Genomic DNA, 26,121 nt, shown 5'->3' with positions numbered 1-26,121 from the left:
CAGTGCCTCACGCGCCTCAGCACCCCACTCCGAGGCGCATCCGTCCGTGGAGGAATCCAGATGCGCTACCGCTTCGTGCTGCCCAGACGCATGATCACGGCACTCGCCGCCTGCGTCACCGTCTGCGGCTTACTGTCGACGCCGGCACTCGCGAACCCCGCGCCCCGAGCCGACGCCGTCCCGGTCACCTCCCGGGACACGGCACAGCCGCCGCCGACCGGCCCGACGGTGGACACCGCCGCCCGTCCCGCCGTACAGGACCGGCCGCTGAACCGCACCCAGCTGCCGCCGCTGCCGCCGTCGCACGTCCCGACCCGGCCGAGCCCGGAGCCCGGCCTCAAGGCGGCATCGTGCACTCCCGGCGACTTCGGCGGCAGGACCGGAGCCGCACTCGTCGCGTTCGTGAAGGCGTCGACCACGGACTGCGTCAACACCCTCTTCGCGGTCACCGGTGCCGACGCGCGCGCCGTCTTCCGCGAGGCCCGGATGGTCACGGTCGCCGAGGCGTTCACCCGCGCGGCACGGACCTACAACGGCGACAACTCCGCCGGCGTCTGGCAACTCGTGCTGTTCCTGCGGGCCGGCTACTACGTGCAGTTCAACCACCCGGACGACGTCGGCCCGTACGGCGCCGCCCTGAGCCGCAACACCACCCGCGGCCTGGACGCGTTCTTCGCCCGCCCGCACTCCGCGGACGTCACGGACGCGAACGGCGACGTACTGGGCGAGATCGTGATCCTCACCGACAGCGCCGACCAGCAGGCCCGCTATCTCCGGGTCTACCAGCGGATACTCAAGGGCTACGACCGCTCCTACGACGCCATCCACAGCATGCTCGCGGCCGTCAACTCCGTGTACACCCCGCTCTGGCGCGGCAACTGGAACACGGACTACGTCACGGCGGTCACCGCCGACCCGTCCGTCGTCCGCACCCTGCACACCTTCGCCCTCGACCATCTCGACCTGCTGGGCACCGACCGCGCGTACCTCGCCTCCAACGCCGGTATGAACGTGGCCCGTTACGTCGAGCACCCGGCCCTGCGGAGCACGGTGCGGCCCCGGGCCAAGCACCTTCTCGACACGACCCGCATCACCGGCCCCACCGCCGGGCTCTGGGTGGCCGTGGCAACCCAGGCCGACTCCTACGACCGCGCCAACTGCGCCTACTACGGCATCTGCGACCTGCCCGGACGGCTGATGCGCGCGGCCCTGCCGACCACCCACGGCTGCGACGCCACCCGCACCGTCCGGGCCCAGTCGCTCACCTCCGCCGACCTCGACGCGGCATGCGCGAGCGTGCTGAGCCAGGACGCCTACGTCCACGACCTCGTCCGGGACGGCGGGCCGATACCCGGCCAGTACCTCTCGACCCTGGATCTCTTCGTCTTCGCGAGCCGGGAGGACTACCGGACCTACGCCGGGGCGATCTTCGGCATCAGCACGGACAACGGCGGCATGACCCTGATCGGCGACCCGGCCGACCCCGCGAACAAGCCGTACGCGGTGATGTACCAGAAGAGCCAGGACACCGGGCACGCCGCCCGGATCTGGAACCTCAACCACGAGTACACGCACTACCTCGACGCCCGCCACAACATGAAGGGCGACTTCGCCGAGCAGACGTCGGTGCCGGACGTGTGGTGGATCGAGGGCGTCGCCGAGTACGTGTCCTACGGCTACCGCGACATCACCTACGACCAGGCGGTCACGGAGGCCGGCAGGCACACCTACCGGCTGAGCACGCTGTTCCAGAACACGTACACCAACAGCGACGTGACCCGCACGTATCCGTGGGGCTACCTCGCGGTCCGCTACATGTTCGAGAAGCACCCGGACGACATCCAGCGGATGCTCGCCCGCTTCCGCGGCGGCGACTACGCGGGCGGTCACGCCGTCTACGCCACCGACATCGGCACCCGCTACGACGCCGACTTCGACCGGTGGCTGACGGAGTGCGCCGCCGGTGCGTGTGCGGCGGCGCCGGTCGTGGTCGGGGCGTCCGGGGGTTCCGGACGTTGATCCCCGGACGGGCATCCGCCTGAGGTCCCGGCCTGCGCCCCGCGTGGAGGGGCGTGGGCCGGGACGTTTCGCGCGGGAGCCGGGGCATTCCGTGCAAGGGCCGGGGCCCGGCTCGTCCCGCCCGGAGCTTCACAGGTGAGGCGGTTGTGGGCGTTGCGTGTCGAAGCGCCGCCAGGATCTTCCGGAACGCGTGCGGGCCGTGCACAGTCAGGAGCCGCCGAGCACGGCCGCACGCCACGTCGCCGGGAGGTCAGCCGATGGGAACCCACCACCGCTCCGAGCGGCCGGACACCGCGCCCGGCGCCGACCCCGACGGCTTCAGCCGACGCCGCTTCCTCGGGTACGTGATCGCCGCCTCGACGCTCACCGTCGCCGCACCCCTGGGCGAGGCGGCCCTGGCGCCCGACGAGGCCGCCGCGGCGGTCCCCTCGCTGCCCGGCCCCGCCGAGCTCTACGACCTCAACGACATGCTCACCCACGCCGCCCTGCCCACGGCGAACCTCATCACCATCCGGCTCGACAGCGACGGCACGGCCTCCTTCGCCCTGCCGCGGGCCGAGGTCGGCCAGGGCATCACCACCTCCAGCGCGATGCTGGTCGCCGAGGAACTCGACCTGCCGCTGGAGAAGATCCACGTCGCCCTCGCCGACGCACGGCCCGAGCTGCTGTTCAACCAGCTCACCGGCGGCTCGAACACCACCATCTCCACCTACACCCCGATCCGCGTCGCGGCGGCCGTGGCCCGGGGCCGCCTGCTCGAAGCCGCCGCGCTCGAACTGGGGGAGGCCGTCGGCGCCCTGAGGGCGAAGGCGGGCGTCATCACCTCCACCGTCACCGGCAGGAGCCTCGGCTACGGCGAACTCGCCGCGAAGGCCGCCTCGGTAGCCACCGGCCAGGTCGCCGTCACCCTGAAGGAACCCGCCGACTTCAAGGTGATCGGCACCGCCCGGCGACGCATCGACGCGCCGGCCGCGGTCACCGGCCGCAAGAAGTTCGCCATGGACGTGCAGGTGCCGGACGCGCTGCCGACGATGGTGTGCCGACCGCCGACGATCAACGGCACCGTCCGCTCGGTGCGGAACCTGGACGCGGTGCGGGCCATGCCCGGCATCACCGACGTCGTCCGCGTGTCGACCGGCGTCGCCGTGCGCGGGCGTACGTTCGGACAGTGCATCGACGCGGTACGGGCCCTCCAGGTGGACTGGGGCCCCGGAACCGCCGAGGACGCCTCCGACGACAGCATCCGCGCGAAGCTGCGCAAGGCCGAACTCCCGCTGCCCGGCATCGACCTGCTGACCAGGTCGGTCGACGCCCGATTCACCTTCCACTTCGCCAGCAACAGCGCCCTGGAGACCAACTGCGCCGTCGCCGACGTGCGCGAGGACTCCGCCGAGATCTGGGCCAGCCTCAAAGCGCCGATCGTCGCCCAGGAGGAGATCGCGCTCAGGCTCGGACTGCCCGTGCACGCGGTCAAGGTCCATGTGACGGAGGGCGGCGGCTCCTTCGGCCGCAAGCTGTTCCACGACGCCGCCGGCGAGGCCGCCGAGGTCTCGCGGGCCATGGGCAAGCCGGTCAAGCTGATGTGGCACCGCACCGACGACTTCCGGCAGGGCCGCACGCACCCCATGTCCACCTCACGCGTGCGCGCCACCTACGCGCTCGGGCAGGTGCTCACCTACGACCAGCGCCACACCTCCGTGGCCACCGACTTCGGCCACGGCGTAGGCGAGATCATCACCGCCGAGGCCAGCCGCCTGCCCGTCGGCGACCTCACCTTCTCCGAGACGATCTTCACGCTCACCCAGCAGACCCCCTACGACTTCGGCGTCGTCACCCAGCTGCTCAGCGAGACCGACAAGGGCTTCAACACCGGCTCCATGCGCAACATCTACTCGCCCAACGTGCGCTGCGCGCAGGAACTGGTGGTGGACGAGCTGGCCAGGCGCATGGGCAAGGACCCCTACCGGTTCCGCCGCTCCTTCCTCAAGGACGAACGGGCCCGTGCCGTCCTCGACAAGGTCGCCGAGGCGGGGGAGTGGGGCCGCGCCATGCCGGCCGGGACGGCGCAGGGCATCGCGCTGCACCCCGAGTACCACGCGTACGTCGCGGTCCTCGCCGAGATCGACTGCCGCCCGGAGACCACCGGACGCGAGATCCCCGACGCGTACACCGGCCCGCGCGTGACGAAGGTCGTGTGCGCCGTCGACGTGGGCCTGGCGGTGAACCCGCGCGGCCTTCAGGCCCAGATGATGGGCGGCATCATGGACGGCATCGCGATCACGCTCAGCTCAGGACTGCACCTCGACAACGGGCGTTTCCTGGAGGGCAGTTGGGACAACTACTTCTACACCCGGCAGTGGAACACCCCGCCGGAGCTGGAGATCGTAGTGATGCCGCCGACCACCGACACCCCGGGCGGCGCGGGGGAGCTGGCCGTCGCGGGCGCGATGGCGGCCGTGGCCTGCGCCTACGGACGCGCGACGGGCACGATGCCGACGACCTTCCCCCTCAACCACCAGGAACCGCTCGGCTTCGAACCGCTGCCCACCACCCCGCCGATCCCCGCGTCCCCGACCGACGGCCTGAGCCGCGCCTTCTAGGAGTTCCCGTGCCCGAACACACCTTCATCCTCAACGGTGAGTCCGTGACCGTGGACATCGAGGACGACGTACGGCTGCTGTGGGTGCTGCGGGACGTCCTCGGCGTCACGGGACCGAAGTACGGCTGCGGCCTCGGTGTCTGCCAGGCCTGCACGAGCCACATCAACGGCAAGGCGTTCAACCCCTGTTCGGTGCCGGTGAAGGACCTGCGCCCCACCGACGAGGTCACCACCATCGAGGGCCTGCCCGCCACGGTCGGCAGCGAACTGCACCCGATGCAGGAGGCCTGGCTGGAGTTCGACGTCGCCCAGTGCGGCTACTGCCAGCCCGGCCAGATCATGACCGCCGTCGCCAAGGTCCGCCAGGCCCGCGAGGAGGGCCGCGAGATCAGCGAGGCCGACCTCGACGAGATCCGCAACGTCTGCCGCTGCGGGACGTACCACCGCATCCGGGAGGCGATCGTGGCAGGCGCGAAGAAGTACTGAACGTGCCCCCGCCACCGCGCGGGGGCACGGGGGTTCAGCAGGTGGGCCGCTGCGCGTGAGCCGGGTCCAGGGCGTTGAACACCAGCCGCGTGGCCAGGTCGTTGTAGCTGATGCCGATGTGGTCGGTGAACTCGGCGGGGCACACATCCTGGAGCTTGACGTTGCTGACGTTGGGCGCCGCGTCCAGATACGCCGAGGTGTACGGGGTGACGACCTCGTCGTACCGGGTGGTGATCACCGTGTAGGTGACGCCCGGGTCGGTCTCGCCGCCGGAGTTCAGGTCCTTGAGGAAGTCAGAGCCGATGAGCTGCTGGCTGCACGCCTTGCAGCCCGCTCCGAGGACCGCGTTGCCGCCGGGGATCACCAGGGCGAGCAGGCCGAGGCCCGAGAACGTGGTGCCGTGGTTGGACGGGGTCAGGGCGACGAGCTTGTCGACCTTCGCCGCGCCCCCGAGGTTCTTGATGTAGTACCGCGGCATCATGCCGCCCTGCGAGTGCCCGACGAGGTCGACCTTCGCGGCGCCGGTGGCGGCCCGGACCCGGTCGACGAAGTCCGCCAGCTCACGGGCCGAGGCGGCCATGTCCTCGGTGCCGAGCAGCGGGCCGGAGCCGCCGCCGTGGTTGAGGGCGAAGACGCAGTACCCGGCCTCCTTGAGCCGTGGGGAGAGCGCCGCCCAGTTGTCGTAGCGGTTCTCCATGGTGCCGTGCACGAGGACGACGGGACGCGGGTGCGCGGCGCTGGGCCGGCAGGCGAAGTCGTTGGCGCCGGAGGGCACGGCCGTCGGGTGGGCGAGGGAGTACGCGAACGCCGACGCGAAGTCGTCCTTGGGCGGGCCGACCGGATCGGACGCCGCCACCGGCGCGGTGTCGCTCGCCTCCGGCGCCGCGTGGGACCGGTCGACGCCGACCACGCCGATACAGGCGGCCGCCGTGAGCGCGGCCAGGGACGTGGTCAGCAGGCGTCGCCGTGGGGTGCGTCGCAGTCTGCGGGTGCGCATGTGGGGCTCCTCTGACTGGTCGTGGGGGAGCGCCGGCGGATCCGTGGGCCCTGGCCGCAAGGGGATCGGTCAGGACTGGGTGAAGCCTTGTCACAAGAGCGAGACACGGAAGCTACTGGCGCGTAACGTCGGATCAACACTCGCGTCGCCCGCGGGAGCCGACCAGGAGAGCCGCGGAGGGAGACGAGAAAGATGTCAGGGGCGTGACACCTTTCCCGAGCTGTGCCTCACGGGGCGCAGCTTCCGCGCGCGCCACCGCCGGTCACCACCGGCGAGCGCGCCGCGCGCCCGCCACCCCTCACCCGCCGCCCGGGACGGAGCCACCGCGATGACGGCACAGGCCGAGACGTTCACGCGTCAGCCCTGGCACGAGCTGCCCCCGGTGCTCGCCGCGCTGATCCGATCCAGGACCGAGCAGATCGTCGCCGACATGACCCGGGCGATCCGCGACGAGGTGCCCGCCTACCGTCGGCCGCTCGACTCCGCCGTCGGCCGCGACCTGACCGAGTCGATCCGCCGGGCCGTGCTGCAGTTCGTGGAGCTGATCGAGCACCCCGACAGCGCCCAGGACCACCATCTCGACCACTTCCGGCACCTCGGGCGCGTCGAGTTCCTGAACGGCCGGACGACGGACGCCCTCCAGGCCGCGTTCCGCGTCGGGGCGCGGGTCGGCAGCAGGCGCTACGCCGAGTTCGTGCAGGAGGCCACGCTGCCGCCCGCGACCGTCCTGACCCTGCACGAGGCAGTGCTGGTCCACATCAACGCGCTGTCCAATGAGTCGGTGAAAGGTTTCCTCGCTGCTCAGTTGCGGTCGGAGGGCGAGGTGAAGCGGGCCCGCCGGGCGCTGGTGGAGCGGCTGCTGGAGCCGCCGCGAGGGCAGGAGCGGGCAGCCCTGGGACCGCTGGCCGAGCGGGCCCGGTGGGCGCTGCCGGGTGCCGTCGCGTCCGTGATCGTGCGGTCGGCGGGGCGCTTCTCCGTGCCCGGAGCGGACGGTGAACTGCTCTCCGTCGGCCGGGGCAGCGACCTCGTGCTGATCGTGCCCGAGCCGGAGACGAGCGGGCTGATCGACCGGGTGCGGGAGGCTGCCCGGGGCCGTGTCGCCGTCGTGGGCCCGGCGGTGCCCCCGCACGAGACATGGCTGTCCCTGCAGTGCGCCCGCCTCGCCGTCGACCGGCGCGCCGAACTGCCCACCGACGGTGCCTTCCTGCGCGTCGACGACGAGCTGTCCGAGCTCTACCTCCTGCGCGGCGCCCCCATCGGGCAGTTGCTCGGCCGCCGTGTGCTGGGCGTCTTCGCGGACCTGCCCCGGGGGCGGGCCGCCCGGCTTGCCGAGACCCTGGACGCGCTGCTGATGTCCTGGGGGCGTACGGCCCCCGAGGTCGCCCAGGCCCTGGGCATCCATCCGCAGACGGCCCGCAAACGCCTGCGCCAGCTGGAGGAAGTGTTCGGCGACCGGCTCGGCGACCCCCGCTTCCGGTTCGAGGCCCTGCTGGCACTGCGCACCCACGCGCTGCGGGCCGGCACCGGGTGAGACGCCGGACGTCACCAGTCGCGGGCGATCTCCAGCAAGTGGTCGCGGACCAGGGCGAGATGAGGGTTGCCGGAGGAGCCCGGGCGCTGGGCGAGGAAGGCGGTGTTGATGGGCGGATCGTCCGGGTCGTGCAGCGGGACGAGCGCGCCCGAGGCCAGTTCGGCCGAGCACAGATAGCGGGGCAGCACGCTGAACCCCGTACCGCCCGCCACCGCCGCCTTGACCGCGTTCAGGTCCGGCATCGTGACCGCCGGGTGGCGCACCAGACGCCTGCCGAAGACATGCCGCCAGTAGCGGCGCACGATCGGCACGTCCTCGGCGTAGGCGACCAGCGGCACCCCGTGCAGCGCGGCGGGACCGTCCGCCGCGAGCCGCGCCGCACCGCCGATGCGCTCCGCCCAGGCCGGTGCCGTGACCAGCACGAACTCCTCGTCCGCCAGCGGCACCGACGCCAGGGCGCGACCGCGTGGCCGGTAGGTCGACAGCACCAGGTCGTAGCGGCCGGCCCGCAGCTCCTCCAGGAGGGGTTCCGTCAGGCCCGGCGTGATGCGCAGCCGTACGCCCCGGTCGACCAGCGGCGCGAGCGCCGGCATGACGCGGTGGGTCAGCAGCTCGGCCGGGCCGGCGAGGTGCACGGGTTCCGCCGGGTGCACGTCCGCCGGGCCGCCCGGCCCCGTGACCGCGGCGAGGGCGTCCAGCGGATCCACGACCCGGGAGGCGAGCTCGTCGGCGTACGGGCCGGGGGCCACGCCGCGCGCCAGACGCTGGAACAGCTCCCGGTCCAGCTGCCGCTCCAGCGTGCGGATCTGCGTGGTGACCGTCGGCTGGGACAGACCCAGCAGCCGGGCGCCGGCGGTGAAGGAACCGGTGCGGTAGACGGCGAGGAACGTGCGCAGCAGGTTCAGGTCCACCGGCGCCGCGCCCGCAGACTGCCGGACTTCCTCCTCCTCATTGGAATCCCTATGTCTCATATGGATGAGCCTATTGGATTCCAATGGGTGCCGGTGCGTACGGTCGGGGACATCGACGTCCTGACGATCTGCACGCACGGCGTCAGGACCTCCAGGAACCCCCTCGCGAAAGAGCCCCCTCATGTCGAAGATCCTGTTCGTGATGACCGGCGCCGACCAGTGGACCCTGGCCGACGGCACCAAGCACCCCACCGGCTTCTGGGCCGAGGAGGCCGCCGCGCCCTACGAGGCGTTCAAGGCCGCCGGTCACGATGTCGTCGTGGCCACGCCCGGCGGTGTCGTACCGCCCGTCGACAAGGGCAGCCTCGCGGCCGAGGTCAACGGCGGTCAGGAGAACGCCGACCGGATCGCCGCCCTGCTCGAGTCGATGACCGAGCTGCGGGAGCCGGTGCGGCTGGCGGACGTGGACCTCGACGACTACGCCGCCGTGTTCTACCCCGGCGGTCACGGCCCGATGGAGGACCTCGCGGTCGACGCCGAATCCGGCCGACTGCTGACCCTCGCCCTGGACTCCGGCAAGCCGCTCGGCGTCGTCTGCCACGGCCCGGCCGCGCTGCTGGCCGCCACCGGCGGTGACGGCGCCAACACGTTCGCCGGGTACCGGGTGGCCGCGTTCACCAACACCGAGGAGACCCTGGGCGGCCTCGCCGACAAGGCCGAGTGGCTGCTCCAGGACCGGCTCACCGAGGCCGGTGTGCAGGTCCAGGTGGGCGAGCCGTGGGTGCCGAACGTGGTCGTCGACCGCAACCTCGTCACCGGCCAGAACCCCGCCTCCTCCGCCCCGCTCGCCGTCGAACTGCTGAAGAAGCTGGGCTGAACCATGGCCGCCGACCGGCTCGACGAGGTCCTCGACGCGGCGTACGACTGCCTCACGCGGTACGGCGCGCGGCGCACCACCATGGACGACATCGCCACGACGATGGGCGTGTCCCGGTCGGCCGTCTACCAGTACGTCCGCGGCAAGGACGACGCCTTCCGGCAGCTCTCCGCGCGCCTGCACAGCCAGGCGCTGCGGCGGGCCCGGGAGGCGGCCACGGCCGAGGACGCCTCGTACGCCGCGCGCGTGCACGGCGTCCTCGCCGTCAAGCTCGACCTGGTCCGGCGGCTCACCGGGGACTCCCCGCACACCGCCGAACTCCTCGACGACAAGGCCCGGTTGTGCGGCGACCTCTGCGGCACCTTCACGGCCGGGCTGCGGCAGCTGCTGGTCGCCCTGTTCACCGCGGCCGGGACGACCTCCGCGGCCGGGCCCGAGGACGCCGCGGACGTCTGCCTCGCCCTGGTCGCCGGCCTTGAGGTCACTCCCGACGGCGAGCGGCTGCTCGGGCCCGCCACGGACGCGCTGCTGACGGGCCTGCTCGACGCGTCCGCCGAGCCCGGCTGGGCGGCATCCGTCGAGTCCGGCCGGGCCGCGTCCGTCGAGTCCGGCCGGGCCGAGTCCGCCTTCCCCGGCGGGGTGCGCGGTGCGACGATGCCGGGGTGATCACACCACCGGATCAACCCGACGGCAGAGCCCCGGACCGAAAGCTCCGCGTGGAGACCCACGGCCTCGACGTGATCGCCGACACCGAACGCAAGGGCACGCCACGCACCCTCTTCTGGCCCTGGTTCGGCGCCAACGTCTCGATCCTGGGCCTCAGTTACGGTGCCTTCGCGCTCGGCTTCGGCATCTCCTTCTGGCAGGCGCTGGCCGCGGGAGTCGTCGGAATCGTCTTCTCCTTCCTGCTGTGCGGGTTCGTGGCCGTGGCCGGGAAGCGCGGCTCCGCGCCCACGATGGTGCTCGGCCGTGCCGCGTACGGCGTGCGCGGCAACCGGCTGCCGTCGGTGATCTCCTGGATCCTCACCGTCGGCTGGGAAACGGTCCTGTGCGCCCTCGCGACCATGGCCACCGCGACCGTGTTCGGCCGGCTCGGCTGGGGCGGCGGCACCGGGACGAAGGTCGTCGCGCTCGTCCTGGTCGGAGCGCTGACCGTCGTGGTCGGCGTGATGGGCTTCGACCTGATCATGCGGCTCCAGACCGTGATCACCGTGGTGACGGGCGTGCTGACCGTCATCTACATCGCCCTGGTCGCCGACCGCATCCACTGGTCCGCCGTCAGCGCCGTACCGGCGGGCTCCGCCCAGGAGTTCATCGGCGCGCTCGTCTTCATGATGACCGGGTTCGGACTCGGCTGGGTCAACGCGGCCGCCGACTACTCCCGATACCTGCCGCGCACCGCGTCGAGCCGAGGCGTGATCGGCTGGACCACGTTCGGCGCGTCCTTGGCACCGCTGCTCCTCCTGGTCTTCGGCCTGCTGCTGGCGGGCTCCTCGGCCGACCTCGCGGAGGCCGTCGCGGCCGACCCCATCGGCGCATTGACGACGATCCTGCCGACCTGGTTCCTCGTCCCCTTCGCGCTCGTCGCCGTCCTCGGCCTCGTGGGCGGCGCGGTCCTCGACATCTACTCGTCCGGCCTGGCCCTGCTGTCGGCGGGCCTGCGCGTACCGCGCTACGTGGCCGCGCTGTTCGACGGTGTCCTGATGATCGTCGGCTCGATCTACATCGTGTTCGTCGCCGACGACTTCCTCGGCCCGTTCATGGGCTTCCTCACCACGCTCGGCGTCCCCGTCGCCGCCTGGTGCGGCATCATGCTCGCCGACCTGGCCCTGCGCCACCGCGACTACGACGAACCCGACCTCTACCGCCCCACCGGCCGCTACGGCGACGTACCGCTCACCCCCCTCCTCCTGACCCTCACCGCCACCGCCCTCGGCTGGGGCCTGGTCACCAACTCCACAGCAGCCTGGCTTGACTGGCAGGGCTACCTCCTCCACCCCCTCGGCCTCGGAGGCAGGTCCGGCCCCTGGGCCTACGCCAACCTCGGCGTCCTGACAGCCCTCGCCGTCACCTTCCTCGGCACACTGACCCTGCACCGAGACCGAGTCCACGAACAGGAGAAACAGACCCCGAGCCCGGCTACGGACGAAGGCGCACCCCTGTGAGGACGGCATGAGCCACCCACCCCGAGTGGCGCTCCTCGGCGGGGGCTTCTCCACCGACGAGGACGGACTCCTGGACGACTGGGTGCTGGCACAGGCGCGTACACACCGTCCCAAGGTGTGCTTCCTGCCCACCGCCAGCGGGGACGCCCCCGGATACGCCGAGAAGTTCCTCACCGCGTTCCGCGACCGCTCCGACTGCGAGCCCTCCGTCCTGCACCTGTTCGACAGAAAGCTCGACGACGCCGCCCTGCGCACCTTCGTGCTCGCCCAGGACGTCGTCTATGTGGGCGGCGGCAACACCGCCAACCTGCTCGCGGTCTGGCGGGTGCACGGCGTGGACCGGCTGCTGCGCGAGGCCTACGACGGCGGAACCCTGATGTGCGGCATCAGCGCGGGCGCCAACTGCTGGGCGCAGAGCTCGCACACGGACTCCTTCGGCCCGCTCACCCACCTGCCGGACGGCCTGGGTCTGCTGCCGGGTTCGGTGTGCCCGCACTACGACAGCGAACCCGGGCGGCGAGATTCCTACCGGTCGGCCGTGGCGACCGGCGTCCTGCCCGCCGGATGGGCCCTCGACGACGGCACCGGCGCCCTCTTCACGAACGGCCGGCTGACGGCGACCGTGTCCCGGGCGCCGGGTGCGCATGTGTACCGGGTGGTGAGCGACGGAGCCGGCGAGGCAGACGAACGAACCCTGCCGTGCCGGGAGTTGCGCCGGGGCACGTGCGCCGGCGGTCGGTGACCCTGACCACTACGGCTCCGACGTCTCCGACTCCAGCGACGTGCGGGTCGGGCTGCCGTAGGCGCCCGATTCGTCGTTGAGGATGACGCGGGTGAGTTGGTAGGTGCGGACCGCGCTTTCGAGTTGGCGGTCGAAGTCGCCGTCCGCTTCTTCGGAGTAGAGGCCGATCTGGCGCAGGCGAAGCTGGAGTTCGACGACCTCCGGTCCCTGGTCGCCGCGGTGGAGGACCGGGGGTTGTCCCTCCGCGTCGGTGGGGTCGGGGGCTGTGCTGGGGGTGGGGCCCGTGCCGGATGGGGGAGTGGCGGGGGTGGAGGAGGTCGCGGTCGGGGTTGGGGAGTTGGTGCCTGAGGGTGTGCTGGGGGAGGAACTCGAGCTGGTGGACGGTGATGTGGAGGGTACGGCTGCCGTGGACTGGCCCTCCGGGGACGTGCCGTCCTCGGTGGTCGCGTCCGGGACGGGTGCGCGGACGTCGTCGGACACGGCCCCGTCGCGGGAGGGGCTTTCGTAGGTGAACAGTCCGCCGAGGAAGGCGCCCGTCAGCAGGACGGCCAGGGTGGCGCCCGCTCCGGTGAGGAGGAGGGCGCGGTTTCTGCGGCGGGGGGTTGTGCGGGTGCCGGTGTCGGGGAGCCCTGCCTCGGAGGCGGGTTCCTGCACCGAGAGCGGGAGGATTGCGGCGGGCGCCGCCGTCAAGTCTCCGGGCCCTTGCGGAGGTTCGGCCCCTTCTCCGTCCGTCGTGGCATCGTTGTCGAGTTCCACGAACGGTCGTATCCGCACCGGATCGAAGTCCTCCGCGGCCGCCCGCTCCGCCGCGCGCGCGTCCCGACGGGCGTCGGAGGCGCGGCGGGCGCAGGAGCAGTCGGGGGTTCCGTCGGACGCCCGGGGCGTGCCGCACTCCGGGCAGACGGGATCGTTCGGTTCACTCACGTAAGGGACCCTCTCCGTGCAGGATCCAGAGTTTAGGCATAAGTTCAACACTCAATCTCCATGACCCCGGAGGTTGACGGAACCAGCACTTCCGGGCTGACCGAAAGCAGTCGCAGCGGCCCCGGTCGAGGGTCAGGCGGAGCGGCGCGGTGGCGTGCCCGTGGTCGGTCGGCCGAGGTGCGTGGTGAACCAGTCGCGGGCCAGTTCGGCGACGGTCGTGAGGGTGCCGGGTTCCTCGAAGAGATGCGTGGCGCCCGGCACGACGGCGATCCGGTGCTCGCAGTGCATCCGGTCGGCGGCCAGGCGGTTGAGGCTCAGCACCTGCGTGTCCCGGCTGCCGACGATGAGCAGCGTGGGTGCCCGCAACCGGGCCAGCGCCGCCGGCGTGGCCAGATCTGGGCGGCCGCCACGTGAGACGACCGAGCGGACGTCGGAGCCGGACAGCGCGGCCGCCTCCAGCGCCGCGGCGGCGCCGGTGCTGGCCCCGAAGTAGGCGACGGGCAGGCCGGTTTCCTCCCGCAGCCACACCGACGCGGCATGCAGTCGCCGGGCGAGCAGCAGGATGTCGAAGACGTTGTGCCGGTCGTGCGCCTCGCCGTCGGTCAGGAGGTCCAGCAGCAGCGTGGCCAGCCCCGCGCGGTTGAGGGCCGTGGCGACGTACTGATTGCGTGGGCTGTGCCGGCTGCTGCCGCTGCCGTGCGCGAAGGCGACCGCCGTGGCGGCCCCGTCCGGCACGACCAGCCGGGCACCCACCCGGGCGCCGGCGGCCGGGATCAGCACCTCGCGGTCCGACGGCGACGAGACCACGGCGGGGGAGGGGAAGCCGGGCTCGGCGGCCCGTGCGAGCAGCGCTCTGACCTCGGCGTCCGGGACCTGGCCGAAGTGCCGGTACCAGGCACCCACCGAGCCGAGGATCCGGTGCGTCTGGGGGCAGATCACCTCGTCCGCCACCTGCCGCAGCCGGGCCACACTGTGCGTCGGCCCCACCGGCACCGCGAGCACGACCCGGGCCGCCCCCTGACCTCGTACGACCCGGCAGGCGGCCTCGGCCGTCGCCCCGGTCGCCAGCCCGTCGTCGACCACCAGCGCGGTACGCCCGGTCACCGGCAAAGGCTCCCGCCCCTGCCGATAGCCACGCACCCGCCGCTCCAGCTCCGCCCGCTCGGCCGCCTCCACCGCCTCCAGCTCGGCGGAGGCCAGCCCGGCCTCGCTGATCACATCGCGGTTGAGGACACGCACCCCGTGCTCGCCGACGGCCCCGAACCCCCACTCCGGCTGTCCGGGCACACCCAGCTTCCGCACCACCAGGACATCCAGCGGGGCGTCGAGCCGCCGGGCCACCTCCGCCGCCACCGGCACCCCACCGCGCGGCAGACCCAGCACCACCACGTCCCGGCCGCGCAGCTCATCGAGCTTCTCGGCCAGCAGCCGTCCGGCCGCACTGCGGTCGTCGTAACGCATACGTGCCTCCCGTGCCCGCGAGGACGGGAGCTGTCCCTTCCCTTCAGGCTACGACTGTTCGCGGGAGGCTTCGGCACTTGGCGGTTTCGGGCCGGTACCCCGAGGCGGTTGCCGTGTTCAATCACTCGTACCGCGTCACGCAACACGGCACGAGACGGACGGCCCCACGCGTCAGGAGGCATCGTGATCGCCGCTCCCGAGCCCGGACCGACCGAACGCGACATCGTCGAACGTGCCGTGCACCTGCGGCCCGTGCTGCGAGTTCGCCCTGCCCGTCTTCTACCGGGTGGTCACCGAGATCGCCCGCGGCTGCCCCTCCACCGGCTGGGCCCTCTCGCTCACCGCCGCCCACGTCCTCCAGGTCGCGACGCTCTTCGAGGAGCGGGCGCAGGACGAGATCTTCGGAGCCGACGGCGACTTCCGGGCCGCGTCCACGGTCGCGCCCATCGGCATCGCCCGGCCGCCGCTCGTCCGCCGGGTCGGCTGTGATCGCCTCGGGCTGCCGTCCGGCCACATTCCGTTGATCCCCTGACCTGCGGAGATCGAATGCCCTGACCTTTGGACAACTATAGGAATGCTCCAGTCCGGATCGGGTACGCGAGCAGGGCCGCGCCGGGGCCGAGCATCCCGCGACCATGCCCCGGGCGGAACGCACTGCCGTCGCTGACAGGGGATCTGCCATGGACACACCCGCGAACGACTACAACGCCACACCGGCCCGGCGGGCGCTGGACGCGCTGGCCGACAACACCGAGGACAAGGCGGCGCTGGACACGCTCGCGAGCAGCGACGTCCTCGTCCCGGTGCCCGACGACGTGGGCGAGCAGGACGCCATCGACCCCGAGGCCGTGGCACTTCCGGTGATCGAGCGGCCGGGCGGCGAGCCGGTCGTCCCCGTCTTCACCTCCGAGCCCGCGATGGCCGAGCTGCTGCCCTACATCTCGCGCTACCGCCTGGTACCGCTGGGCGCACTGGCCTCGCAGTGGCCGGCCGATGATCTGGCCCTGACCATCGACGCCGGTTCCGCACACCCGCTGACCCTGACGTCGGAGGGCGTACGGACGCTGCTGGCGCGACCGTAGAGCGACAGAGCCATCCGCGAAGGGGATGAGCGGCGACAGGGTGCCGTCCATCCCCTTCGCGCGCTCCCCACCCCGTTCCTCATGGCCGGATTTCCCCCGGGCAGCCGTGGCTCCGGGAGCCGCCGCGGTCACGGGCCGCCTCGCGGACAATGGGAAAGGTCGGCCGGAACTGCTCCCCGCCGCAGGGTGGTTCGGCCGTACGGAGAGGGAAGATCCCCCGGGAGGGCCGACGCGAAAGAGTGGGGGTCGTCTTGAGGGTCGTCCTGCTCGGCACCGCCGCCTCAGGCGGGTTCCCGCGCTGGAACTGCGCCTGCGTGCGGTGCGACGCCGCCCGCGACGGCAAACTGCCCGCCCGCGGCCCGGAGTGCGCCGCCGTCACCGGGAACTCCCGCGACTGGTGGCTGCTGAACGCCTCGCCGGACATCCGCGCCCAGCTCACCGCCGCGCCCGCCCTGTGGCCCGGCCCCCGGCACACCCCCGTGCGTGGCGTGCTGCTGACCGATGGGGAGCCCGATCATGTGGCGGGTCTCGCCGTACTGCGCGACGCCGCGCGGCTGAAGACCTACGCGGCCCCACCCGTACTGGCCGCCCTCGCCCCGGCACGGGCGGGCCTGGACCGTCACGCCCCGTGGGAGTGGGCGGACAGCCTCACCGAGGGCGGATTCGTGCTGGCCGGCGGGCTCGTCGTCACGGCACATCCGGTCCCGGGGAAACCACCGGCGTACGTGCCGGGCCGCTCCTCGGACCGCCGCTGGGTGACGGTGTACCGCATCGAGGACCTGGTCACCGGGCGAGTCCTCGTCTACGCACCCCGCGTGAGCGCCTGGTCCGCGCTGCTGGAGGACCTGGTCGCGGACGCGGACGGCGTCGTCCTGGACGGCACGCACTTCGCGGCCGACGAGACGGGCGACACCGGGCGCCACCTGCCCGTCTCAGGACCGACCGGCAGCCTCACCGCCCTGGCCCGCCACCCTGGGATCCGCCGGATCTACACCCACCTGGCCGACTCCAACCCCCTGCTCGACCCGGCGTCGACGGCCCGCGCCCAGATCTCGGAGACGGGGGTGGAAGTCCTACCGGACGGGACCGAGTTCGCGCTCTAGACACCGCTCACGGCATCGCCGTCAGGGGCGCGGGGAACTGCGCGACAGGCCACGACGGCGCCGCACCGGAAAGACGACCGGTCGCGGCACCACATTCAGCGGCTCAGCGTGCGCGCCAGCGCACCCCGCTGCAACGGCAGAACCGCGGCGTGCAGGTCACGGCCCTTTCGGGTGAGGGTGACGTACACACCGCGCCGGTCCTCCGCGCAGACGGAACGCTCCAGCAGCCCGTCCTTCTCCAGCCGGCCGATGAGCCGGGACAGGGCGCTCTGGCTGAGGTGGACCCGCCCGACGAGGTTCTGCACCCGGCACTGCTCGCCCTGCACGGGCGTCGCCGCCGCGAGGATGTCGAGCACCTCGAAGTCGCTCGCGCCCAGTCCGTGCGGGTGCAGCACGCGGTCGATCTCGCACATCGTGCGCGCGTGCACGGACAGGATGTCCCGCCACCGCTCCTCGAGCCCCGCTTCGGCCGTCTTCACTGCCATACCCGCACCGTAACACCGATCCGGCCATTTGTTGAGCGTGCAACTAGTGCGTGTGCAAGCGGGGCTCCGACGGGTGGGGCGCAGGGTCAGCCGGTCGGGTCCTGGAGCAGCCCGACGAGGTTGCCGTCCCCGTCCTTCACGGACGCGATCAGCCTGCCGCCCCCGACGTCGTGGACGTCCTGGAGCGACTCGGCGCCGGCCTCCAGCAGGGCCGCGTACGACGCCCTGATGTCGGCCACGTGCCAGTAGGGGACCGGGCCGGTCATGCCCTTGGCGTGCCCGTTGGGGTCCAGACCGACGTCCTGCCCGGCGTCCTTGTAGCCGACGTAGTACGGCTCGTCCGCGTAGGGCTCCGTGCCCAGCAGGGCGCCGAACAGGGCCTTTGCCCGGGCGAGGTCCTTGACGGGATAGATGATCGTGTTGATTCCGGCGGTCATGACGTCCTCCTCGGTGAAGCGGGGCCGGCGCGTCTCGCCGGTGCTCTCACGCTAGGCCGGGGGACCGGGTCATGACTTCTCGAATCCTGACCGTTCCCCGTCCGCCGTTCGCGCCGCTACGGCCGATCACGTCGACTGCCGCGTCACCAGCTCCGTCGGCAGTATCACCGCCGCCGGGTCCTCGCCGCCGATCTGCGCGAGCAGCAGCCGCACCATCTCGGCGCTGATCCGGTCGTAGGGCTGGCGGATCGTGGTCAGGGCGGGGGTGGCCTCCGTCGCCGCCGCGGAGTCGTCGAAGCCGCCCACCGACACGTCCTCGGGCACCCGTCGGCCCGCCCGGCGCAGCGCCGCCAGAGCGCCCTGTGCCATCAGGTCGGACGCCACGAACAGGGCATCGAGGTCGGGGGCCCGCGCAAGCAGCTGATCGGCGCCCGCCTCGCCACTGGCCCGGCTGTAGTCGCCGGAGGTGATGAGCCGCTCGTCGATCTCGACGCCCGCCTCCGTCAGCACCTCCTGGTAGCCGGCGAGACGGTCGACACCGCCCGGGGTGTCCAGCGGACCGCTGACCACGCCGATCCGGCGGCGGCCCAGCGACAGCAGATGCCGCACCATGTCACGGGCGCCGTCCCGGTCGTCGGCCGCCACATAGCTCACCTTGGACCCGAGCCCCATCGGCTTGCCGCACTGCACGAGGGGGACGCCCGCCTCGCGCAGCTCCTCGGCGACCCGGTCCCCGGAGTGGCTGGAGACCAGCAGCACCCCGTCGACATGACCGGCGGTGATGTACCGCGTGATGCGCCGGCGTTCGTCCTTGGTGCCCGCCAGCATCAGCAGCAGCGGGATGTCGTGCGCGGCGAGCGCCTGGGTGCAGCCGCTCAGCAGGACGTTGAAGTTGGGGTCCTCGAAGAACCGCTCCTGCGGCTCGGTCAGCAGGAAGCCGACCGAGTCCGAGCGACCCGTGATCAGCGAGCGGGCGTGCCTGTTGACGACGTAACCCGTCCTGTGGATCGCCGCGTTGACCGCCTCCTGGGCGGCGGGGCTGACGTAGTGGCCGCCGTTGAGCACCCGCGAGACGGTGCCGCGTGACACTCCGGCCTCGCGCGCCACGTCATGGATCGTCGGCGGTCTGCGTCGGCCCCCCGTGTTGCTCATGGTCATGACTTTACGGCCCCGGAGAGCAGATCCAGACTCCAGAACCGCTGGATGACCAGGAACAGCGCTACCAGCGGCAGCACCGCGAGGAACGCCCCGGTGATCACCAGCGTGTACAGCGCCGGGGTGTTGGCGCCCTGTTCGAGCAGCGTGTACAGACCCAGCGTGATCGGGAACCGCTCGTCGTCGCTGAGCATGATGTACGGCAGCAGGAAGTTGTTCCAGATCGCCACGAACTGGAACAGGAACACCGTCACCATGCCGGGCACCATCATCGGCAGCGCGACCCGCGTGAAGATCCGCCACTCGCTCGCCCCGTCCATCCGGCCCGCCTCGACCACGTCGGCCGGCACGGCGGCCGCCGCGTAGATCCGTGAGAGGTAGACGCCGTACGGCGACAGGATCTGCGGCAGCAGCACCGACAGGTAGGAGTCCGTCAGGTCGGCCTTGGCGAGCAGCAGGTACTGCGGGACGGCGAGGATGACCGGCGGCATCAGCACGCCCGCCAGCAGCACGTTGAACATCGCCTCGCGGCCCCGGAAGCGGTAGATCGCCAGCGCGTACCCGCTGAACGCCGAGACGACCGTCGACAGCAGGGCACCGAGACCGGCGTACAGGGCGGAGTTGCCCATCCACTGCCAGTACACCCCGTCCCGATAGGCGCTCAGGTCCGCGAAGTTGTCCGCGAAGCCCGTGCCCGGCAGGAAGGTGAACGTGGAGAACAGTTCGCTGCCGGACTTGGTCGCCGCGATCACCACCCAGGCGACGGGCAGCAGGCAGTACAGCGCGCCGAGCAGCAGCGTGACCGTGGGGATCAGCGCGATCCGGCGGCGCAGTGGCGGCCGGCTCCGGTCGGTGCCGGGCGCGGCGTCCGCGGCCGTGTCGGCCTTGCCGACGGCGAGGGAGCTCATCGGGATGCCTCCTGCTTGTTACGACGGTTCGCGGCCCGCAGGAAGCCGAACGACAGCAGCAGCGTGGCCAGGGCGATGATCGTGGCCTGCGCGGCCGCCGCGTAGATGTCGCCCTTGCCGAAGGCGTCCTGGTACACCTTCATCAGCGGACTCCAGGTCGTGGACACGGAGTTGGTGAGCGGCTTCAGGGTGGTCGGCTCGTTGAACACCTGGAGCGTGGCGATGATCGAGAAGAAGAAGGTCAGCACCAGCGAGGGCGCCACCATCGGGATCTTGATCCGCAGCGCGATCTGGAGCGGCGTCGCACCGTCCAGCCGCGCCGCCTCGTGCACCTCGGTCGGGATCGCCTGGAGCGAGGTGTAGATGACGATCATGTTGAAGCCGGTGCCGCCCCACACCGCGATGTTCGACAGGGCGAGATACAGCGGCCCGCCGTCGAGCAGGTCGGGCTGCGGCAGGCCCAGCTTCTCCAGCACGAAGTAGAAGGGGCTCACGTCCGGCAGGTACAGAAAGCCCCACAGCAGCGCCGCCACTACGCCGGGGATGGCGTACGGCAGGAAGATCGCGAGCCGGGTGACGGGCGCGAGCCGCACCTTCTCGGAGTCCAGCATCAGCGCGAACAGCAGGGCGAGGCCCAGCATCACCGGCACCACGATGCAGCCGTAGCCGAGCACACGCAGCGCGCCGGCGACCAGTTCGCTGTCGGTGAGGGCGTCGGTGTAGTTCTCCAGCCCGGCCCAGACCTCCTTGCGGGCGCCCGACCCGAGGCCCAGTCCGGAGACCTTCACCTTGCGGAAGCTGAGCCAGACCGCGTAGCCGATGGGCAGGGCGAAGAAGAGGAGGAACAGGATCGCGGCGGGAAAGAGGAAGGCATACGGGGCCCCCTTCACCCCGTACGCCTTCCGGCTCGTGCTGGTCACTCGGAGACCTCGAAGCCCTGCTTCTCGAGGTCGGCGACCGTGTCGTCCTGCATGGTCGTCAGGGCGGCGCCGAAGTCCGACTTGTCCTTGGCGGCCTTGCCGAAGGCGTCCTTGAAGGTCGTGTAGGCGACGTTCACGTTCGGGCCCCACGCGGACGGGGCGGTGGTCTTCGCGATCTCGGCGGCCTTGGTGTAGAAGTCCGACTGGTTCGAGAAGTAGTCCGGCGGGGTCGCGAAGGCGCCGCTGGTCTGGGCGTTCGTGGCGGCCGGGTAGATGCCGCTCTCCTTGGCCAGTGCCTGGAGAGCGTCGCCGTCGGTGTTGAGCCAGGCGGCGAACTTCGCGGCGGCCGACTTGTGCCCGGAGTCGGTGGTGACCGCGGTGGAGGAACCGCCCCAGCTGCCGGTCACGTTGTCGGACCCGGACCACTGGGGGAGCGGGGCCATGGCCCACTTGCCCTTGGTGTCGGGCGCGGCCGTGGTCAGCGTGCCCGGCGCCCACACGGCTGAGACCCACGCGATCTGCTTGCCGGTGTTGAGGGCCTTGTTCCAGGCCGGGGTGTACATCGGCTGGTTGTCGACGGCGCCCTCCTTGACGAGGTCGCCCCAGAACCCCGCGACCTTCTGGGTGGCGGCGTCGTCGATGCCGACGTTCCACTTGTCGCCGGAGGTCGTCCACCACTTGGCGCCGGCCTGCTGGGCGAGGCCCGCGAAGAGTCCGGAGTCGTTGGCGGAGAAGGTGGTCAGGTCCGTGTCCGGTGCCTTCTTCTTGAGCGCACGGGCCGTCTCGGCGAACTCCTCCCAGGTGGTCGGGACCGTCAGGCCGTACTTCTTGAAGAGGTCCTCGCGGTAGTAGAACATCATCGGCCCGATGTCCTGCGGGACCGCGTACACCGCGTCCGTGCCCAGGGTCGTCTGCTGCCAGACACCGTCGGCGAACCTGCCCTTGGCGTCGCCGACGTCGCCCGCTATGTCCGCGACGGCGTCATTGCTGACCAGCGTCGGCAGCGCCTGGTACTCGGCCTGGACCAGGTCGGGGGCCTTGCCGGCCTTGTGCGCGGTGAGGATCTTGGTGATCAGCGTGTCGCCGGACGCCTGCTTCTTCACCGTGACCGTGATCCGGTCCTTCTTTCCCGGGCCCTTGTTCCACAGGTCGACGACCTTGTCCATGCCGGGCGTCCAGGTCCAGTACGTCAGCGAGACAGGGCCGGACTCGGCCTCGCTGTCCTCGGAGCCGCAAGCGGTGAGGGCGGTGGCGCCGAGGGTGGCGGCGACGCAGGTGGCAGCACTTCTCAGGACGAGCCGTCGGCGCTTCGTGATGGGCATGGATCTCTCCCCTGACCTGGGGTCTCCGCCCGCTGCGAAGACCTGCCATGCTTCTGTGAGCGTTCACAGTAGAGAAACATCCCGGACACTTGTCAATGGTTGTTGCTGTGCGGTTATGTTGGGCTCGCATCGCCGATCGAGTGTGTGCACGTTCCCAAATGATCGATTAATCGGGAGAGATCCATGCCGGAGACCAACCCCAGGGGCCTCACCGGGCTCGCCTTCGGTGGGGACTACAACCCCGAGCAGTGGCCGCAGGACGTCTGGCAGGAGGACGTACGGCTGATGCGGGAGGCCGGCGTCACGATGGTGAGCGTCGGGATCTTCTCCTGGGCCCTGCTGGAGCCCTCACCGGGTGTGTACGACTTCGGCTGGCTGGACCGCGTGTTCGACCTGCTGCACGAGCACGGCATCCGCGTCGACCTGGGCACCCCCACCGTCTGCCCGCCGGTCTGGTTCTACCGCGCCCACCCCGAGGCCCTGCCCGTCACACCGGACGGCGTACGCCTGGAGTTCGGCTCGCGCGCCGCCGTCTGCCACAGCAACGGCGACTACCGCACGGCCGCCGCGACCATCACCACCAAGCTCGCCGAACGCTACGGCGACCACCCGGCACTGGCGATGTGGCACGTGCACAACGAGTACGGCGTCCCCGTCTCGGCCTGCTACTGCGACTCCTGCGCCGCGCACTTCCGCCGCTGGCTGGAGGCGACGTACGAGACGGTCGACGCGGTCAACGAGGCCTGGGGCACCGCCTTCTGGGGCCAGCGCTACGGCGACTTCGAGCAGATCAACCCGCCGCGCACGACGCCGACGGCCGTCAACCCGGCCCAGGCGCTGGACTACAAGCGGTTCGCCGACGTCACCATGCGCGAGAACTTCGTCATGGAGCGGGACATCCTGCACCGGCTCTCGCCGGGCGTCCCGGTCACCACCAACTTCATGACGGCGCTCAGCCAGTGCGACTCCGTCGACTACTGGGCCTGGGGCCGCGAGGTCGACATCGTCACCAACGACCACTACCTGATCACCGACGGCCGCCGCACCCACGTCAACCTCGCCATGGCCGCCGACCTGACCCGTTCGGTGGCTGGAGGAGCGCCCTGGCTCCTCCTTGAGCACTCCACCTCCGGCGTCAACTGGCAGCCCCGCAACCCCGCCAAGGCCCCCGGCGAGATGGCCCGCAACTCCCTCGCCCATGTGGCGCGCGGCTCCGAGGGAGCCATGTTCTTCCAGTGGCGGCAGTCCCGGCGCGGCGCGGAGAAGTTCCACTCCGCGATGCTCCCGCACGGCGGCACCGACACCCGCGTATGGCGTGAGGTCGTCGAACTCGGCGCCGCTGTCGACTCGTTGAGCAACGTGCGCGGCACCCGGACACAGGCCGACGTGGCGATGCTGTGGGACTGGCACTCCTGGTGGGCGCAGAACCTCGACTGGCGCCCGAGCGAGGACCACGACCCGCGCGAGCGCGCCGACGCCTTCTACGAGGCGCTCTACGACCGCCACCTCACCGTCGACTTCGCCCACCCGGAAGCCGACTTGTCGAGATATCCCCTTGTAGTCGTGCCCGCCCTGTACCTGATGACGGAGGCGGCCGGGCACAACCTCAGGGAGTACGTCGAGGCGGGCGGCACCCTCGTCGTGTCGTACTTCTCCGGCATCGTCGACGAGCACGACGCCGTGCACGAGGGCGCCTGTCCCGGGCCGCTGCGGGACGTCCTCGGCCTCACGGTCGAGGAGTTCTCGCCCCTGCTCAGGGACCAGCTGGTCCGCATCACCGGCCCCGACGGCTCCGAGCTCAGCGGCGACGTGTGGACGGAGTTCGTCGTGCCGCGTGGCGCCGAGACCGTGTGGACCTACGCCGACGGCCTGACCGCCGGCCACCCCGCCGTCACCCGGCACCGCCTCGGCGAGGGCACCGCCTGGTACGTCTCCACCCGCCTGGGCGCCGACGGCCTCGACGCGCTGCTCGGCCGGTCGATCGAGGACGCGCAGGTCGCGCCGCGTGCCGAACTGCCCCGGGACGTCGAGGTGGTGCGCCGCTCCGGCGAGTCGGGCAGCTACCTGTTCGCCGTGAACCACACCGCGTCGGACGCCAAGGTGCCGCTCGAGGCACCCGGCACCGAGCTGCTGACCGGCGAACGCGCGGCGGGCCGCCTCGAGGTGCCCGCGGGAGCCGTCCGGGTCGTACGACTCGACGGCTGAGCCGACTCCCCTCCGCCCGCGCGTGCCGCGAGCCGCGGGCGGAGGGGCTTCTCGCCGCCGCATCGCACCGGTGCGGCGGCGAGGAACCCCCAACCCATACGTCGAAGGGACGACGGACGAAGATGTTCCATCCCAGACGCACCCTCCGAGCCCTGCTGATACCGCTGGCCGCCGGACTCGCCCTGACCGCCCTGCCCGCGCAGACCGCCTCGGCGGCGAGCACGCTCACCAACGGCGGCTTCGAGTCGGACGGCACCGGAACCGCGACCCCGGCCGGCTGGTCCACCTACTCGGCGGCCGGACAGAACTCCGCCTCCTTCACCGAGGCCGGTGGCCACGGCGGCAGTTACCGCCTGACGCACTGGTCGGCGTCGGCGTACAAGGTGGAGACCTACCAGTACCTGTCGGGGCTGACCAACGGGAACTACAAGCTCACCGCCTGGGTCCGCTCCGGCGGTGGCCAGAACTCGGCGTACCTCGCCCTGAAGAACTGCGGCGGCGCCGAGCAGCGCACCGACCTGCCGGTCTCCACGAGCGGCTGGATCCGGATCGTCGTGCCGGTCAGCGTGACCAACAACCAGTGCACGATCAGCATCAACAGCGATGCGACCGCGGGCAATTGGCTCAACGTCGACGACCTGACCTTCGCCTCCGGCACGGGTGGCACCTCGATCCACGGCGCCGACATCTCCTCCCTCGCCAAGAGCGAGGCCAAGGGCGGAACCTACAGGACCGGTTCGGGCAGCACCGGCGACCCGGTCGCCATCCTCAAGAACGCCGGCATGAACTACGCGCGCCTGAAGGTCTGGGTCAACCCGGCCGACGGTTACAACAACAAGGCACGCGTCCTCGCCACGGCCAAGCGCGTCAAGGACGCCGGCATGAAGCTGCTGGTCGACTTCCACTACTCGGACACCTGGGCCGACCCGGGCGCCCAGAGCAAGCCGGCCGCCTGGTCCGGGCATTCCTACAGCCAGTTGAAGACCGACGTGTACAACCACACGTACGACGTGCTCAACGCGCTGAAGGCACAGGGCACCACCGCCGACATGGTCCAGGTCGGCAACGAGATCAACGGCGGCATGCTGTGGTCCGAGGGCTCCACCGACAACTGGCCGCAGCTCGCAGGGCTGCTCAACTCCGGCTACAACGCCGTCAAGGCGGTCAGCTCGTCCACCACGGTCGCGCTGCACCTCGCCAAGGGCGGTGACCTGTCCGGCACCCGCTGGTGGTTCGACAACGCCGTCGCGAACGGCGTGAAGTTCGACGTCATCGGCCTGTCGTACTACGGCTACTGGCACGGCACGCTGTACGACTTCCAGACCACCCTCGACGACGCCGCCGCCCGCTACGCCAAGCCGGTCTTCGTCGCCGAGACGGCCTACCCGTTCCGCCTGGACAGCGAGGACTCGCACGAGAACATCATCGACACCGCCGCCGAACTGGTCGCCGGCTACCCCGCCACGGTGGCCGGACAGACCAGGTGGATGAACGACGTGGCGAGCATCGTGGAGGCCGTCCCCGGTGGCCGCGGTCTCGGCGTCTTCTACTGGGAGGCGACCTGGACGGCCGTCACCGGCAACGGCTGGGACCCGACCGACGCCGCCTCCGGCAACGGCTGGGAGAACCAGGCCCTGTTCGGCTACGACGACCGCGCACTCTCCTCGACGTCGTGGTTCAGCCACCGTTGAGCGAGTGACCGAAGGGCCCGGTCGCGCTCCCGCGGCCGGGCCCCCGCACGTCCGTCGCGAACAGCCCCGCGCCGTACGGCCGTTCGGTACCGGACAAGGCT

The 26,121-nt window shown here is 71.4% G+C and carries 23 protein-coding genes; 13 read left to right on the top strand and 10 right to left on the bottom strand.

Translation table 11 applies throughout. From position 1 onward, the window contains the following. The first annotated feature begins 60 nt into the window (after positions 1–60). The 3 genes from PGH47_RS03635 to PGH47_RS03625 all read left to right on the top strand — a co-directional run bounded on the left by PGH47_RS03635 (position 61) and on the right by PGH47_RS03625 (position 5,104). Positions 61–2,019, top strand: coding sequence for a collagenase (locus PGH47_RS03635; RefSeq protein WP_271662183.1), 1,959 nt, complete (start codon positions 61–63; stop codon positions 2,017–2,019). Positions 2,020–2,276: 257 nt separating this feature from the next. After that, positions 2,277–4,619 carry a molybdopterin cofactor-binding domain-containing protein gene (locus tag PGH47_RS03630; RefSeq protein ID WP_271662182.1) on the top strand — a complete coding sequence of 781 codons (2,343 nt, stop codon included), beginning with the start codon at positions 2,277–2,279 and terminating at the stop codon, positions 4,617–4,619. Between the two features lie 8 nt (positions 4,620–4,627). After that, the gene (locus PGH47_RS03625) at positions 4,628–5,104 is read left to right on the top strand and encodes a (2Fe-2S)-binding protein (protein ID WP_271662181.1); all 477 of its coding nucleotides are present in this window, start codon (positions 4,628–4,630) and stop codon (positions 5,102–5,104) included. Positions 5,105–5,138: 34 nt separating this feature from the next. On the opposite strand, the gene PGH47_RS03620 is transcribed toward PGH47_RS03625, so the two are convergent. Further along, positions 5,139–6,101 (bottom strand): esterase/lipase family protein, encoded by a 963-nt coding sequence (locus PGH47_RS03620; protein ID WP_271662180.1) that lies wholly within the window; start codon positions 6,099–6,101, stop codon positions 5,139–5,141. A gap of 328 nt (positions 6,102–6,429) precedes the next feature. Between PGH47_RS03620 and PGH47_RS03615 the strand changes: the two genes are divergently transcribed. Next, positions 6,430–7,632: a helix-turn-helix domain-containing protein gene (locus tag PGH47_RS03615; protein ID WP_271662179.1), complete on the top strand. Its 1,203-nt coding sequence runs from the start codon at positions 6,430–6,432 to the stop codon at positions 7,630–7,632. An 11-nt stretch (positions 7,633–7,643) separates the two neighbouring features. Here PGH47_RS03615 and PGH47_RS03610 read toward each other — a convergent pair whose 3' ends face one another. Next, positions 7,644–8,603: a LysR family transcriptional regulator gene (locus tag PGH47_RS03610; RefSeq protein ID WP_271662178.1), complete on the bottom strand. Its 960-nt coding sequence runs from the start codon at positions 8,601–8,603 to the stop codon at positions 7,644–7,646. A 121-nt stretch (positions 8,604–8,724) separates the two neighbouring features. On the opposite strand from PGH47_RS03610, the gene PGH47_RS03605 reads away from it, so the two are divergent. The 4 genes from PGH47_RS03605 to PGH47_RS03590 are packed head-to-tail and all read left to right on the top strand — an operon-like array spanning position 8,725 to position 12,327. Further along, complete coding sequence (locus tag PGH47_RS03605) at positions 8,725–9,420, top strand: type 1 glutamine amidotransferase domain-containing protein (RefSeq protein WP_271662177.1); 696 nt, start codon at positions 8,725–8,727, stop codon at positions 9,418–9,420. A gap of 3 nt (positions 9,421–9,423) precedes the next feature. Further along, positions 9,424–10,086, top strand: a complete 663-nt coding sequence (locus tag PGH47_RS03600; RefSeq protein WP_271662176.1) for a TetR/AcrR family transcriptional regulator — start codon at positions 9,424–9,426, stop codon at positions 10,084–10,086. Further along, positions 10,083–11,585 carry a purine-cytosine permease family protein gene (locus PGH47_RS03595; protein ID WP_271662175.1) on the top strand — a complete coding sequence of 501 codons (1,503 nt, stop codon included), beginning with the start codon at positions 10,083–10,085 and terminating at the stop codon, positions 11,583–11,585. Before PGH47_RS03600 ends, PGH47_RS03595 begins: the two co-directional genes overlap by 4 nt. A gap of 7 nt (positions 11,586–11,592) precedes the next feature. Next, positions 11,593–12,327 (top strand): peptidase E, encoded by a 735-nt coding sequence (locus PGH47_RS03590; protein ID WP_271662174.1) that lies wholly within the window; start codon positions 11,593–11,595, stop codon positions 12,325–12,327. A gap of 9 nt (positions 12,328–12,336) precedes the next feature. Here the strand turns inward: PGH47_RS03590 and PGH47_RS03585 are convergent, their stop codons facing one another. Continuing rightward, positions 12,337–13,251 carry a peptidoglycan-binding domain-containing protein gene (locus PGH47_RS03585; protein ID WP_271662173.1) on the bottom strand — a complete coding sequence of 305 codons (915 nt, stop codon included), beginning with the start codon at positions 13,249–13,251 and terminating at the stop codon, positions 12,337–12,339. 132 nt (positions 13,252–13,383) lie between these two features. Next, positions 13,384–14,712: a phosphoribosyltransferase family protein gene (locus PGH47_RS03580; RefSeq protein ID WP_271662172.1), complete on the bottom strand. Its 1,329-nt coding sequence runs from the start codon at positions 14,710–14,712 to the stop codon at positions 13,384–13,386. 232 nt (positions 14,713–14,944) lie between these two features. Here PGH47_RS03580 and PGH47_RS03575 point away from each other — a divergent pair, with 232 nt between their 5' ends. The 3 genes from PGH47_RS03575 to pqqB all read left to right on the top strand — a co-directional run bounded on the left by PGH47_RS03575 (position 14,945) and on the right by pqqB (position 16,897). After that, positions 14,945–15,244, top strand: coding sequence for a hypothetical protein (locus PGH47_RS03575; RefSeq protein WP_271662171.1), 300 nt, complete (start codon positions 14,945–14,947; stop codon positions 15,242–15,244). 148 nt (positions 15,245–15,392) lie between these two features. Then, entirely contained in the window at positions 15,393–15,794 is a 402-nt protein-coding gene (locus PGH47_RS03570) for an SseB family protein (protein ID WP_030948108.1), read from the top strand. Positions 15,795–16,045: 251 nt separating this feature from the next. Continuing rightward, entirely contained in the window at positions 16,046–16,897 is an 852-nt protein-coding gene (gene pqqB / locus PGH47_RS03565) for a pyrroloquinoline quinone biosynthesis protein PqqB (RefSeq protein ID WP_271662170.1), read from the top strand. A gap of 95 nt (positions 16,898–16,992) precedes the next feature. On the opposite strand, the gene PGH47_RS03560 is transcribed toward pqqB, so the two are convergent. The 6 genes from PGH47_RS03560 to PGH47_RS03535 all read right to left on the bottom strand — a co-directional run bounded on the left by PGH47_RS03560 (position 16,993) and on the right by PGH47_RS03535 (position 22,124). Continuing rightward, complete coding sequence (locus tag PGH47_RS03560) at positions 16,993–17,382, bottom strand: MarR family winged helix-turn-helix transcriptional regulator (protein WP_271662169.1); 390 nt, start codon at positions 17,380–17,382, stop codon at positions 16,993–16,995. Between the two features lie 86 nt (positions 17,383–17,468). After that, positions 17,469–17,819 (bottom strand): VOC family protein, encoded by a 351-nt coding sequence (locus tag PGH47_RS03555; RefSeq protein ID WP_126899686.1) that lies wholly within the window; start codon positions 17,817–17,819, stop codon positions 17,469–17,471. A gap of 126 nt (positions 17,820–17,945) precedes the next feature. Next, entirely contained in the window at positions 17,946–18,977 is a 1,032-nt protein-coding gene (locus PGH47_RS03550) for a LacI family DNA-binding transcriptional regulator (protein ID WP_271662168.1), read from the bottom strand. Continuing rightward, positions 18,974–19,882 carry a carbohydrate ABC transporter permease gene (locus PGH47_RS03545; RefSeq protein WP_271662167.1) on the bottom strand — a complete coding sequence of 303 codons (909 nt, stop codon included), beginning with the start codon at positions 19,880–19,882 and terminating at the stop codon, positions 18,974–18,976. The genes PGH47_RS03550 and PGH47_RS03545 overlap by 4 nt, the downstream gene beginning before the upstream one ends. Beyond that, positions 19,879–20,802 carry a carbohydrate ABC transporter permease gene (locus PGH47_RS03540; protein ID WP_271662166.1) on the bottom strand — a complete coding sequence of 308 codons (924 nt, stop codon included), beginning with the start codon at positions 20,800–20,802 and terminating at the stop codon, positions 19,879–19,881. Before PGH47_RS03540 ends, PGH47_RS03545 begins: the two co-directional genes overlap by 4 nt. Then, positions 20,799–22,124, bottom strand: coding sequence for an ABC transporter substrate-binding protein (locus tag PGH47_RS03535; RefSeq protein WP_271662165.1), 1,326 nt, complete (start codon positions 22,122–22,124; stop codon positions 20,799–20,801). The genes PGH47_RS03540 and PGH47_RS03535 overlap by 4 nt, the downstream gene beginning before the upstream one ends. Positions 22,125–22,307: 183 nt before the next feature. Here PGH47_RS03535 and PGH47_RS03530 point away from each other — a divergent pair, with 183 nt between their 5' ends. Both PGH47_RS03530 and PGH47_RS03525 read left to right on the top strand, forming a co-directional pair. After that, entirely contained in the window at positions 22,308–24,329 is a 2,022-nt protein-coding gene (locus tag PGH47_RS03530; RefSeq protein WP_271662164.1) for a beta-galactosidase, read from the top strand. Positions 24,330–24,451: 122 nt separating this feature from the next. Next, positions 24,452–26,020, top strand: coding sequence for a glycoside hydrolase family 53 protein (locus tag PGH47_RS03525; RefSeq protein ID WP_271662163.1), 1,569 nt, complete (start codon positions 24,452–24,454; stop codon positions 26,018–26,020). Positions 26,021–26,121: the final 101 nt, after the last annotated feature.

This window comes from Streptomyces sp. HUAS 31, assembly GCF_028198125.1.
GTDB lineage: Bacteria > Actinomycetota > Actinomycetes > Streptomycetales > Streptomycetaceae > Streptomyces > Streptomyces chartreusis.
The sequence above is the reverse complement of the archived record's forward strand: the minus strand, read 5'-3'. Positions and strand labels throughout refer to the sequence as shown.